Source organism: Streptomyces sp. IMTB 2501 (genome assembly GCF_001953885.1).
Lineage (GTDB): Bacteria > Actinomycetota > Actinomycetes > Streptomycetales > Streptomycetaceae > Streptomyces.
Genome location: NZ_MQUS01000017.1, coordinates 77023 through 89133 on the forward strand (window position 1 = coordinate 77023; position 12111 = coordinate 89133).

At 73.0% G+C, this 12111-nt stretch carries 10 protein-coding genes; 5 read left to right on the forward strand and 5 right to left on the reverse strand.

The annotated features are described in order from the left end of the window. Window positions 1-4: 4 nt before the first annotated feature. The 3 genes from AV521_RS27245 to AV521_RS27255 are packed head-to-tail and all read left to right on the forward strand — an operon-like array spanning window position 5 to window position 3902. Window positions 5-1975 carry a dipeptide/oligopeptide/nickel ABC transporter permease/ATP-binding protein gene (locus AV521_RS27245; RefSeq protein ID WP_107481041.1) on the forward strand — a complete coding sequence of 657 codons (1971 nt, stop codon included), beginning with the start codon at window positions 5-7 and terminating at the stop codon, window positions 1973-1975. Beyond that, the gene (locus AV521_RS27250) at window positions 1972-2976 is read left to right on the forward strand and encodes an ABC transporter ATP-binding protein (RefSeq protein WP_076091670.1); all 1005 of its coding nucleotides are present in this window, start codon (window positions 1972-1974) and stop codon (window positions 2974-2976) included. Before AV521_RS27245 ends, AV521_RS27250 begins: the two co-directional genes overlap by 4 nt. Further along, entirely contained in the window at window positions 2976-3902 is a 927-nt protein-coding gene (locus AV521_RS27255; protein WP_076091672.1) for a dihydrodipicolinate synthase family protein, read from the forward strand. The genes AV521_RS27250 and AV521_RS27255 overlap by 1 nt, the downstream gene beginning before the upstream one ends. On the opposite strand, the gene AV521_RS27260 is transcribed toward AV521_RS27255, so the two are convergent. The 3 genes from AV521_RS27260 to AV521_RS27270 form a co-directional block, all read right to left on the reverse strand. After that, on the reverse strand, window positions 3899-5239 hold the full coding sequence (locus tag AV521_RS27260; RefSeq protein WP_079249423.1) for an exo-alpha-sialidase: 1341 nt from the start codon (window positions 5237-5239) through the stop codon (window positions 3899-3901). The genes AV521_RS27255 and AV521_RS27260 overlap by 4 nt on opposite strands. Before the next feature lie 96 nt (window positions 5240-5335). Then, complete coding sequence (locus AV521_RS27265; protein WP_076091673.1) at window positions 5336-6019, reverse strand: ABC transporter ATP-binding protein; 684 nt, start codon at window positions 6017-6019, stop codon at window positions 5336-5338. Further along, the gene (locus tag AV521_RS27270) at window positions 6016-7104 is read right to left on the reverse strand and encodes an ABC transporter permease (protein WP_076091675.1); all 1089 of its coding nucleotides are present in this window, start codon (window positions 7102-7104) and stop codon (window positions 6016-6018) included. Before AV521_RS27270 ends, AV521_RS27265 begins: the two co-directional genes overlap by 4 nt. A 178-nt stretch (window positions 7105-7282) precedes the next feature. Here AV521_RS27270 and AV521_RS27275 point away from each other — a divergent pair, with 178 nt between their 5' ends. Beyond that, on the forward strand, window positions 7283-8554 hold the full coding sequence (locus AV521_RS27275; protein ID WP_076091677.1) for a sensor histidine kinase: 1272 nt from the start codon (window positions 7283-7285) through the stop codon (window positions 8552-8554). 14 nt (window positions 8555-8568) lie between these two features. Further along, window positions 8569-9204 (forward strand): response regulator transcription factor, encoded by a 636-nt coding sequence (locus AV521_RS27280; RefSeq protein WP_076091862.1) that lies wholly within the window; start codon window positions 8569-8571, stop codon window positions 9202-9204. Window positions 9205-9288: 84 nt separating this feature from the next. On the opposite strand, the gene AV521_RS27285 is transcribed toward AV521_RS27280, so the two are convergent. Further along, complete coding sequence (locus AV521_RS27285) at window positions 9289-9984, reverse strand: TerB family tellurite resistance protein (protein ID WP_076091679.1); 696 nt, start codon at window positions 9982-9984, stop codon at window positions 9289-9291. 184 nt (window positions 9985-10168) lie between these two features. Then, window positions 10169-11890, reverse strand: coding sequence for a 2-isopropylmalate synthase (leuA, locus tag AV521_RS27290; protein WP_076091681.1), 1722 nt, complete (start codon window positions 11888-11890; stop codon window positions 10169-10171). Between the last annotated feature and the right edge of the window lie 221 nt (window positions 11891-12111).

Below are 12111 nucleotides of genomic sequence, written 5' to 3' on the forward strand. Positions count from 1 at the left end.
GGTCATGCGCGCCAGGTCGACAGGGCATGGCCCTGCGGAGCGGCTTTCCCGGCCCGGTGTCCGGCTGCGCGGCTGGCGCCGGCTGCCGCCGCTGTCCAAGATCGCCGTCTGCTTCCTGGCCCTCGTGATCCTCGTCGCCGTACTCGCTCCCCTGCTCGCCCCGGACGATCCGCTCGACCAGCAGGACCCGGTCGGCGGCAGCGGGCATCCGTCGGCCGCGCACTGGCTGGGGCAGGACAGCCTCGGCCGGGACATCCTGAGCCGGCTGATGTACGGCGCCCGGTGGTCGCTCGCGATCGGGCTGGGCGCCACCGCGCTCGCCCTGGTCGTGGGCGCGGTCATCGGGGCGGTCGCGGCCACCTCGCGCAAGGGCGTCGACGAGACGCTGATGCGCTGCCTGGACGTGGTGATGGCGTTCCCGGGGATCGCGCTCGCGGCCGTGCTGGTCGCCGTGTTCGGCGGCGGCTTCGGGGTGCTGATCTGCGCGATCGCCTTCCTGTTCACGCCGCCGGTGGCGCGGGTCGTACGGGCGAACGTCCTCGACCAGTACGGCGAGGACTACGTCACGGCGGAACGGGTGATCGGCGCCCGCACCCCGCACATCGTGCTGCGGCACGTGGCCGTCAACTGCGCCGCCCCGGTGCTGGTGTTCTGCACGGTGCAGGTCGCCGAGGCGATCGTGTTCGAGGCTTCGCTGTCCTTCATCGGCGCCGGGGTGCGCCCGCCGGACCCGTCCTGGGGCAGTGTCATCGCCGACGGCAAGAACATGGTGCTGACCGGAGGCTGGTGGGCGACCGTCTTCCCCGGGCTGCTGATCCTGCTGACCGTGCTGTCGCTGAACATCCTCTCCGAGGGCGTGTCCGACGCGTGGGCGGCACCGGCGCCGAGGGAAGTGGAGACGCCTGAGGACCGGCTGGAGGCGCCGGAGCCCGGCAACGGCGAGGTGCTCCAGCTGCCCGGCCTGACCGAGGCCGCCCGGCGGCTGCGCTCCCGGGCCCGGCCCCGCCCCGGCTCTTCCGGTCAGCCGGTGCTCGCCGTGGAGAACCTCACCATCGGCTTCCCGGACCGGCACCGGGGCGTGGACATCGTCGCCGGGGTCAGCTTCGAGGTGTACCCCGGTGAAGTGCTCGGTCTGGTCGGCGAGTCGGGCTGCGGGAAGTCGCTGACCGCGCTCACCGTGATGGGGCTCCAGCCGCGGGACGCGCGCGTCGGCGGCCAGATCCGGTTCCGGCAGCGGGACCTGCTCACCGAGCCGGTGCGGGCGCGGCGGAAGCTGCTCGGGCACGAGATGGCGATGGTGTACCAGGACGCCCTGTCCTCGCTGAACCCGGCGATGACCATCCGGGCCCAGCTGAAGCAGCTCGGCCGGCGCGGTGGCCGCCGTACCCCGCGGGACCTGCTGTCGATGGTCGGGCTCGACCCCGAGCGCACCCTGCGCAGCTATCCGCACGAACTGTCCGGCGGCCAGCGCCAGCGCGTCCTCATCGCCATGGCCCTCTCCCGCGACCCGCGGCTGATCATCGCCGACGAGCCGACGACCGCCCTGGACGTCACCGTGCAGGCGCAGGTGATGGAACTGCTGCTGCGGCTGCGTGCGGAGCTGGGCTTCGCGCTGATCCTGGTCTCGCACGATCTGGCGCTGGTCGCCGACGTCACCGACCGGGTGGTGGTGATGTACGGCGGGCAGATCGTGGAGAGCGGGGTGACCGCCGACCTGGTGCTGGCGCCGGCCCACCACTACACGCGCGGTCTGCTCGGCAGTGTGCTGTCGCTGGAGTCGGCCGAGGAACGCATGACGCAGATCAAAGGGGTCGTACGCGCCCCGGCCGACTTCCCGGCGGGCTGCCGCTTCGCCGACCGCTGCCCGCTGGCGACCCGGGTGTGCCACGACAGCGCGCCCGTCCTCACCGGTACGGCCGCCCACACCGCCGCCTGCCATCACCCGGCCGTACCCGTGGAGGAGGCTCTCCGGTGAACGCCGTCATCGACGTCCGGGACGCTCATGTCGTGCACAAGGCCCGCAGTGGCGGACTGCTCAGGCGCGACCGGGTGTACGCCCTGACCGGCGCCGACCTCACCGTGGCCGCCGGGGAGACGGTGGGCGTGGTCGGCGAGTCGGGCTGCGGGAAGTCGACGCTGGCGCGGGTACTGGTGGGCATCCAGCGGCCGACCTCCGGGACGGTGGCGTTCCGGGCCCGTGACCTGTGGACGATGCCACCCGCCGAACGCCGGGCCACGCTCGGCGCGGGCGTCGGGATGGTCTTCCAGGACCCCTCGACCGCGCTCAACCGGCGGCTGACCGTACGCCGGATCCTGCGCGACCCGCTGGACGTCCACGACCGTGGCACCTGGGCCGAACGGGAGGAGAAGGTAAGGGAGTTGATGGCCCTGGTCGGCCTGCCCCGGGCGCTGGCGGACGCGCTGCCCGGACAGCTCTCCGGCGGCCAGCGGCAGCGCGTCGCCATCGCCCGCGCGCTCGCCCTGGACCCCGCCCTGGTCGTCGCCGACGAGCCGACCAGCGCCCTGGACGTGTCGGTCCGCGCCCAGATCCTCAACCTCCTGCTGGACTTGAAGGAACGCCTCGGTCTGGCCCTGGTGTTCGTCTCGCACGACATCCAGACGGTACGGCGGATGAGCGACCGGGTGATCACCATGTATCTGGGCCGGATCGTGGAGGAGACCCCGGCCGACCGGGTCACCGACGCCGCCCGGCACCCGTACACCCGTGCCCTGTTCTCCGCCACGCCGGGCCTGCTGGACCCCATCGACCCGATCCCGCTGACCGGGCCGGTGCCCTCGGCGACCCGGCCACCGAGCGGCTGCCCGTTCCGCACCCGCTGCTGGAAGGCGGATCACCTGTGTGCCGAGGCGATGCCGGGCTTCTCGGCCGCGTCACGGCCCGGACACCGCTACCGCTGCCACCATCCTGTGAAGGAGGATCAGTCGACTCGCGACCTAGCACGCCAGGAGCCCTGATGTCGTTGCCCACCCCGCTCACCGGTGTCGTCCCGCCCGTCTGCACACCCCTGACGCCGGAGCGCGAGGTGGACGTCCGCTCGTTGCTCAGGCTGGTCGACCATCTGGTGGAGGGCGGGGCGCACGGGCTGTTCCTGCTCGGGTCCACGTCCGAGGCGGCGTTCCTGACGGACCGGCAGCGCCGGCAGGTCGTGGACGCGGTGGTCGCCCATGTCGGCGGTCAGCTGCCGGTCCTCGCCGGCGCCATCGACATGACCACCCCGCGCGTCCTGGACCATGTCACGGCCGTGACGGCGGCCGGCGCGCAGGCCGTCGTCGTCACCGCCCCGTTCTACGCCCGCACCCACCGCGCCGAGATCGTCCACCATTACCGCAGGATCGCGGCCGCGAGCGAGGTGCCGGTCATCGCCTACGACATCCCCGTCGCCGTGCACACCAAGCTCCCCGCCGATCTGGTGCTGGGGCTGGCCGCCGACCGGGTGCTGGCCGGGGTCAAGGACTCCAGCGGGGACCTGGGCGCCTTCCGCGAGATCGTCACCGGGGCCCGTCCGTATCCGGGGTTCAGCGTGCTGACCGGCTCGGAGCTGTTCGTGGACGCCGCGCTGGCGCTGGGCGCCGACGGGGCCGTGCCGGGGCTGGCCAACGTCGATCCGCACGGGTATGTGCGGCTGTACCGGATGTGCCGGGCGGGCGACTGGGAGGGCGCGCGGGCCGAACAGGAGCGGCTGTGCGCGCTGTTCGGAATGGTCGCGGTCGGCGATCCGGCGCGGATGGGCGGCAGTTCGTCGGCACTGGGCGCGTTCAAGGCCGCGCTGCATCTGCGCGGCATCATCGACTGCCCGGTGACGGCCGAGCCGCAGGTGCCGCTGTCCGGCGAGGAGACCGAGCGGGTCTGCAAGTTCCTGGCGGCGGCGGGGCTGCTCTAACGGGCGTCGGCGGGGCTGCTCCAGGGCAGGGTCAGGCGGCGGAACTCCAGGGTGTCGTAGGCGTGGGCGCCGGTCTCGTAGAGGATGCCGACCGTGTCGTGGCCGAGCGGGACCAGGTCGGAGTAGGCGGCCGGCCGGTCCGAGAGGGTGCGCAGCCGGGTGAAGGTGTGGCCGAAGTCCTCGCTGGACCAGATCGCCATGGCCCGGCGGGCGGTGGGCACGGAGGGGCCCGAGAACAGCAACGGCGCTTCTGTACCGGTGAGTTGGAGGACGCTGCCCTGGACCGCGGGGACGTCGTCCAGGGTGGGCTGGGCGGTGTAGGGGCGGTTGAGGGTGGTGCCGCCGTCGGCGGAGTAGCCGTCGAGGCGGTGGCCGGGCGCTCTGCCACCCTGGGCGCGGGCGCTGAAGTAGACGCGCCCGTCGGGGAGTTGGGCGGCGCTCGTCTCGTTGACGTCGGTCACGCCGTCGTAGTGGTCGTTCATGAAACCGAGGTGCCAGGTGCAGCCGCCGTCGTCGCTGTAGAGGGCGTGACCGCCGTAGTACTTCGCCTCCCGGCCGGTGTCGGAGGAACCGGCGGGCGGTACGCCGGAGTGGTTGGCCGGGACGAGCAGACGGCCGGCGTACGGGCCCCGGGTGAGAGCCAACGCGTGTCCGGGGCCGGTGGCGTACCAGCGCCAGCCGGGCCGCTTCACCCGGTCGGTGATGTCCACGGGGCGGCTGAAGTGACGGCCGTCGTCCCGGCTGCGCTGTACGAACACCCGGCGGCCCCGGTCCGCCCGGACCTCGCCGCGCATGATCTGCCCCTCGGTCGCCGAGCCGCTGTTGCCGCAGGTCACGAGGACGACGGCACCGGTGCGCGGGTCCACGACCGGCGCCGGGTTGCCCCGGGTGTCCCCGTGCCCGGCGGCCACCACGGTCAGCGGGCCCCAGGTGCAGCCGCCGTCGGTGGAGCGGCGCAGCACGACATCGATGTCGCCCGTGTCGCTGACGCCGTTGCGCCGGCCCTCGGCGAAGGCCAGGACGGTGCCGTACCGGGTCGTCACGACCGCCGGGATGCGGTAGACGGCGTAGCCGCCCTGGCCGGACACGTACGGCAGGGAGGAGGCACAGCCGGGGGCCTGGTCGGCCTGGGGCTTCCGGCCGGTCGGGGCACCACCGTGGGCCGGGGAGGCCCGGCCGGTCGTGGTGCCCGCACGGGCCGGGGGCGCCGCGCGGCCGTTCGCGGTGCTCGCACGGGCGGGGTTCGCCTCTTCGGGACTCGCCTGGGCGGGCAGGCGCACGGTGAGCGAGGTGAGGAGTGCGAGGGCGGTGAGCAGGGCGCGGCGGAGCGGGGTCATCCGCTCATGTTCTCCGCAACCACCGGCCGCGCCTCGTATCCCACGCCCGTACCGAGGGCGGACGGACGTGCGGCACTCCCCACGACGGGGGCCCGTTCAGCGGGCCACCGTGGGGAAACCGAGCCGTCCGTCGTGGACTTCGGCGATCTCGTCGGCGGCCGTCAGATGGGTGCGGTCGTGTGTGACCAGGACGGTGGCGATGGCCCGCTCATGGGTCAGACGGGTGATCAGGTCGACGACGGCGGCGCCGCGTTCGTGGTCGAGCGCGCTGGTGGGTTCGTCGACCAGGAGCAGGGCGGGGTCGTTCATCAGGGCCCGGGCGATGCCGACCCGCTGACGCTGCCCGCCGGAGAGCTGGTGGGGGCGCCGGCCGGCCTGGGCGTCGAGGCCCACGGCGGCCAGCAGTTCCCTGGCCCGGGCGCGGGCCGCGGCCCGTGGGCGTCCGTCGATCCGGGCCATGACCTCCAGTTGCTCGGCCGCGGTGAGGGCGGGCAGCAGATGGGGCTGCTGGAAGACGATGCCGATCGTGCGGCGACGCAGCTCGGTCAGGTCCCGGCGGCTCAGACCGGTCGTGGTGACGCCGTCGACGGTGACGGTGCCGGCGTCGGGGGTGACGAGGGTGGCGGCGACGGCGAGCAGGCTGGACTTGCCGGAGCCGGAGGGGCCGGCCACGGCCGTCAGGGTGCCCCTGGGCACGTCCAGGGTGACCTGGTCTAGGGCGGTCAGCCGGTCCTCGCCGTCGGGGTAGGTGAGGGTGATGCCGGACAGGTGCAGGCTCATCGGGCGCTCCCGAGGGCGGTCAGCGGGTCCACGGAGGTGATACGGCGGACGGACAGGGCGGCCCCGAGCGCGCCGATCAGGATCATCACGGCGGCGGGGACGAGGACGGTGGCGGGGGTGAGGAGGAACGGCACCGCGCGGTCCACGACGAGGGCGCCGAGCGCGGCGGCGGTGCCGGTGCCGAGGAGGGTGCCGGCGCCGAGGAGGACGGCGGCCTGGCCGAGGGCGTCCCTGAGCAGGTGCGCGGTGGAGGCGCCGAGCGCCTTGAGGACGGCGATGTCGCCGCTGCGCTGGATGGTCCAGACGGTGAAGAAGGCGCCGACGACGAGGGCGGAGATCGCGAACAGGAAGCCGCGCATCAGCTGCAGGGAGCCGTTCTCTGAGGTGTAGGAGCCGATCGCGGACAGCGAGTCGTCCTTGGCGACCGTCCTGGTGCCGATGGTCCGGTCGGCGGCGGTGAGATCGGCTCCGGCGGTGGTCTCCAGGGCGATCACGGTCGCGGCCGGGCCGTCGCCGGCCCCGCTGGGAGGTGCCAGCTGCTGCCAGGCGGTGAGGCCGGTCCAGATGACCGGGGTGTGGCTGAAGGAGGCGTCCCCCCGGACGGCCGCCACGGACATCGTCTGTCCGGCCAGGGTGAAGGTGTCGCCGGGCTTGAGGCCGAGGTCGTCGGCGGCCGTGGCGGAGAGCACCGCCGCGTGCCCGTGGATCCTTCCGCCGTCGGGTGCCAGGTGGGAGCCGGGCCGGACGCCGAAGGCCGAGACACCGGTGCTCCGGTCGCCCGCGGTGGCTTTGGTGGTGGCGATCCCGAGGGGTTCGGCGCGGGTGACGCCGGGCGTTCTCGCCCACTGGTCCCACTGCCGGGCGGTGACGGTGGAGTTGGTGTACGACAGGCTCTGCCCGTGGCCCGGGGCCTCGAAGGCGATGCGGTCGGCGGGCAGGCCGGTGATCGCGGAGACGTTCTGCCGGCCGAGGCCGGCGGTCAGTCCGGACAGCAGCCCGACCAGCAGGGTGATCAGGGTGATGACGGTCCCCATCAGGGCGAACCGCCCCTTGGCGAACTTCAGGTCTCTCCAGGCGACGAACACGGCTTCGGCTGCTCTCCGGGGTGGTGAACGTGGTGTGTGATGTGCCTCCACCGTCGCCGTCCGCGCCCCGCTCGGGCATCTGGCGGCGGAGGGCACTTCGCGGGCCGGAAGACGGCGTACGGATTGCAACTTTCGGCAGAGGCACGGTCGCGGATCGCTTCCTTACGCTGGAAGGACTGTGAACACCGCCGCCCCCGCCCTGACCCCGACCACCCGGGCCCTGTCCTGGTGCCTGCACCTGCTGGTCGTCGGCCTGCTCGCGCTGACCGCCGTCCGGGCCGTGACCGGTCCCCTGCCGCATGCCGGGCCGACCGTCGCCGTGGCGGCCGGGTGCGGGCTGGTGTACGCGGCGGGTCCGCTGCTGCCCCGGATCCGCGGGGACCGGCGGGCCGCCGCGTGGTGGCTGGCCGCTGTCGGCGCGGTGTGGCTGGGGCTGCTGGCGCTGTCCGCCGACGGCGTGTGGGTCGCCTTCCCGCTGTACTTCCTCCAGCTCCATCTGCTGCCGCGCCGGACCGGCCTGGCCGCGGTGGCCGCGACCGCGCTGGCCGCGGTGACCGCGTTCGCCGCCCATCAGGGCTCCTTCAGCGCGGCCATGGCGATCGGACCGGCGCTCGGGGCCGCCGTCGCGGTCGCGGTGGTGTGGGGGTACCAGGCGCTGTACCGGGAGAGCGAGCGGCGCCGCCGCCTGATCGAGGAGCTCACGGCCACCCGCGCGGACCTGGCCGAGGCCCAGCACACCGCGGGGGTGCTGGCCGAACGGGAACGGCTGGCCCGGGAGATCCACGACACGCTCGCCCAGGGGCTGTCCAGCATCCAGCTGCTGCTGCGCGCCGCCGAACGGAACCTGCCGGGCGCCCCGGAGAACGCCGTACGCCACGTCGGCCAGGCCCGCCAGGCCGCGGTCGACAACCTCGCCGAGGCCCGCCGCTTCGTCGCCGCGCTGGCCCCGCCCGCGCTGGAGGGCACGACCCTGGCGGACGCGCTGGAACGGCTGTGCGCGACCACCGGCACCCGCCACCGCCTGACGACCCGCTTCCACCTCACCGCCGATCCGCTTCCCCTGCCGACGGCGCACGAGGTCGCCCTGCTCCGCGTCGCCCAGTCCGCCCTGGCCAACACCGTCCGGCACGCGCAGGCGACCACCGTGGACGTCACCCTCGCAGCCCTGGACGACCGCATCACCCTCACCGTCGCTGACGACGGCATCGGCTTCGACCCCGCCCGGCTGCCCGCCCCCGACCCCGAGACGGGCGGCTTCGGCCTGACCGCCATGCACACCCGCCTCCACGCCCTGGGCGGCACCCTGACCATCGACTCCGCCCCTGGCCGCGGCACTACCCTGACGGCCCGCCTGCCCTTCACCCGGCCCACGGGGACCGAGGGGCCGCCCGCCGACACCGACACCGAGACCAGGCCGGCCCCGCCGGCCGAGACCGAGGCCCGCCCGTGACCGAGCACCCCGCCCTGACCGAACGTCCCGTCCGTCTCCTTCTCGCCGATGACCATCCCGTGGTGCGGGCCGGACTGCGGGCCGTGCTGGAGACCGAGCCGGGTCTCGTCGTGGTGGCCGAGGCCGCGACCGCCGAGGACGCCGTCGCCCGTGCCGCCGTGGGCGACATCGACGTCGTGCTGATGGACCTGCAGTTCGGCAAGGGGATGGGCGGCGCCGAGGCCACCGCCGCGATCACGGCCCGGCCGGGTGCCCCCCGGGTCGTGATCGTCACCACCTACGACTCCGACGCCGACACCCTCCCGGCCATCGAGGCCGGCGCCACCGGCTACCTGCTCAAGGACGCCCCTCCGGAGGAGCTGGCCGCCGCCGTACGGACGGCCGCCTCCGGGCGCACCGCCCTGGCGCCGGCGGTCGCGGACCGGCTGATGAACCGGCTGCGCGCGCCCGGCACTTCACTGACCCGGCGCGAGACCGAAGTCCTCGCCCTGGTCGCCGAGGGTCTGTCCAACCAGGCCGTCGGCCGGCGCCTCCACCTCACGGAGGGCACGGTCAAGTCCCACCTCGCCCGTGTCTACACCAAGCTCGGCGTCGACTCGCGTACCGCCGCCGTGGCCACCGCCACCGGCCTCGGCCTCATCCGCCGCTGAGTGCTCCGCTGGAATTGCCGCGATGTGCCGTCGCTCGCCTGCGGCGCCGTCGTGGCTGGTCGCGCAGTTCCCCGCGCCCGGCGATCAGGACGGCGTCCTCGCCGCAGCCAGCAGGCGGGTCACATCGTCGGAGCAGATCGTCAGGGCCGCACCGACCGTGGTGAGGGCGTCGCGTTCGGCGGGGGTGTAGGGGCCGTCGGCGAGGGCGATGCGGGCGGCCTGGAGGAGGAGGGACTCGCGGCCGGCGGGGGCGAGGTGCGGGGCGAGCGGGTCCAGGGCCTCGTGCAGCTCTATCGTCAGGCTCGTGCCGCACTCCCCGCCGAGCACCCGGCCGGTGTCCGCGGCGAGGGCGTCGACCAGCGCGGCCAGCTGTTCCTCGGTACAGCCGTCGAAGCCGGCCGCGCGGACGGCGGCGGCGGCCGTCTCCAGGGCCGTACGGGAGGAGGTGCCGCCCGCGGCGAGCACGGCGAGGGCGACGGTGTGCACGGCGTCGCGGAGCATCGCCGAGAAGCGGCGGGTGGTGGGGTGGTCCAGGACGTCGGTGCCGTAGTGGTGGCGGCAGGCGGCGCACTCCACGACCGGTCCGGTGGACCCGCGGGGCAGCAGGGGCACCCCGAGCAGGGTGAGCCGACGGCGTCCGGTGAGCCGCTGGTAGTTGCGGTCGCCTCCGCAGCCCGGGCAGTAGAACTCGCCGTCCCCGACGGGAGTCCACGCGGTGCGGATGCGCAGGATGTGCACAGCCCTGGCGGCACGGCCGTCTCGTCCCCGTACTGGCAGCACGTCGCACCTCCGTAACCGCACGGCAACATCGCCGCGCTGGCGTGATGTTAGCCACATCACGGAGGCTGAGTCAGTACCCCGGAAGAGACCTTTCTGTGACCTGCCCGGCCCTGTGGCCGATAACAGACGGGGCCCCGGCCGCCGTATACAGCGGTCGGTGCCCCGAAACTCCCGGTCAGAGCCGTCAGCGGGCGGCGCGGTTCACCGCGGAGACGACCGCCTTGAGCGACGCACGCGTCGTGTTCGCGTCGATGCCGATCCCCCACAGGACCTTGTCGTCGATCGCGCATTCGATGTAGGAGGCGGCCTGTGCGGAGGCTCCCTCGCTCATCGTGTGCTCCTGGTAGTCCAGGAGGCGTACGTCGATGCCGATGGACTGCAGGGCGTCGAAGAAGGCCGAGATCGGACCGTTGCCGGAACCGGTCAGGACCGTGTCCTCGCCGTCGACCGTGGCCTCGACCGTGAGGGTGTCCACGCCGTCCGTGTCGGTCGTCGACTGGCCCGTCCTGACCTGGATACGGCCCCACGGGTTGTCCGGGTTCGGCAGGTACTCGTCCTGGAAGACCGCCCAGATCTCCTTCGGCGTGATCTCACCGCCCTCGGCGTCCGTCTTCGCCTGGATGATCCTGGAGAACTCGATCTGCATCCGGCGCGGCAGCTCCAGCTTGTGGTCGTTCTTCAGGACGTAGGAGATACCGCCCTTGCCGGACTGCGAGTTGACGCGGATGACGGCCTCGTACGAGCGGCCGACGTCCTTCGGGTCGATCGGCAGGTACGGCACCGCCCACTCGATGTCGTCCACCGTGACGCCCTTGGCCTTCGCGTCGGCCTCCATGGCGTCGAAGCCCTTCTTGATGGCGTCCTGGTGGGAGCCGGAGAAGGACGTGTAGACCAGGTCGCCCACGTACGGGTGGCGCGGGTGGACCTCCATCTGGTTGCAGTACTCCCACGTACGACGGATCTCGTCGATGTCGGAGAAGTCGATCTGCGGGTCGACGCCCTGCGAGAACAGGTTCATGCCCAGGGTGACCAGGTCGACGTTGCCGGTGCGCTCGCCCTGCCCGAACAGGCAGCCCTCGACGCGGTCGGCGCCGGCCATCACCGCCAGCTCGGCCGCCGCCACGGCCGTACCGCGGTCGTTGTGCGGGTGGACGGAGATGCAGACGTGCTCGCGGCGGGAGATGTTGCGGCCCATCCACTCGAAGCGGTCCGCGTGCGTGGACGGCGTCGAACGCTCCACCGTGGCGGGCAGGTTGAGGATGATCTCGCGGCCCGGGCCGGGCTGCCAGACGTCCATCACCGCTTCGCAGACCTCCAGCGCGAAGTCCAGCTCGGTGTCGGTGAAGATCTCCGGCGAGTACTGGTAGCCGAACTCGGTCTCGGGGCCCAGCAGTTTCTCGGCGTACTCCATGACGAGCCGCGTGCCGTCCACCGCGATCTGCTTGATGTCGTCCTTGGAGCCACGGAAGACCACGCGGCGGAAGACCGGGGCCGTGGCGTTGTAGAGGTGCACGGTGGCGCGCTTGGCGCCCTTCAGGGACTCCACGGTCCGCTCGATCAGGTCCTCACGGGCCTGGGTCAGCACGGAGATCGTGACATCGTCCGGGATCGCACCCTCTTCCTCGATGATCGAGCGCACGAAGTCGAAGTCGGTCTGGCCGGAGGCCGGGAAGCCGACCTCGATCTCCTTGTAGCCCATCTTGACCAGCTGGTCGAACATCCGGCGCTTGCGCTCGGGCGACATGGGGTCGATCAGGGCCTGGTTGCCGTCGCGCAGGTCGGTGGAGAGCCAGCGGGGGGCGGCGGTGATGCGCTTCTGAGGCCAGGTGCGGTCCGGGATGTCGACCTGCTCGTAATGGCCGTACTTGTGGATCGGCATGCTGCTGGGCTGCTGGCGGTTCGCCATGATGCGTGGGCTCCTCAGGGTGTCCGGATGTCCGGATGGACGGCCGACGACGCAACGCCAAGCACCGCGGGGAGGGAGTCGGCCTCGACTACAGGCCCTCGCCGCGGCAGCTAAGGAGAAGCAGCCCGTAACGCATGATGCGCAGCAGCCTAGCCGAGCCGCCCCGGAATCGGGGACGCGGTCCAGTATGCGGGACCGGTGTCACAAAATGGACAAAAAGT

Excerpts from the sequence above, each read along its gene's own strand:
- AV521_RS27245 (WP_107481041.1), top strand. The coding sequence starts at position 5 with ATGCGCGCCAGGTCGACAGGGCATGGCCCTGCGGAGCGGCTTTCCCGG.
- AV521_RS27255 (WP_076091672.1), top strand. The coding sequence starts at position 2,976 with ATGTCGTTGCCCACCCCGCTCACCGGTGTCGTCCCGCCCGTCTGCACA.
- AV521_RS27260 (WP_079249423.1), bottom strand. The coding sequence starts at position 5,239 with ATGACCCCGCTCCGCCGCGCCCTGCTCACCGCCCTCGCACTCCTCACC.
- AV521_RS27265 (WP_076091673.1), bottom strand. The coding sequence starts at position 6,019 with ATGAGCCTGCACCTGTCCGGCATCACCCTCACCTACCCCGACGGCGAG.
- leuA (WP_076091681.1), bottom strand. The coding sequence starts at position 11,890 with ATGGCGAACCGCCAGCAGCCCAGCAGCATGCCGATCCACAAGTACGGC.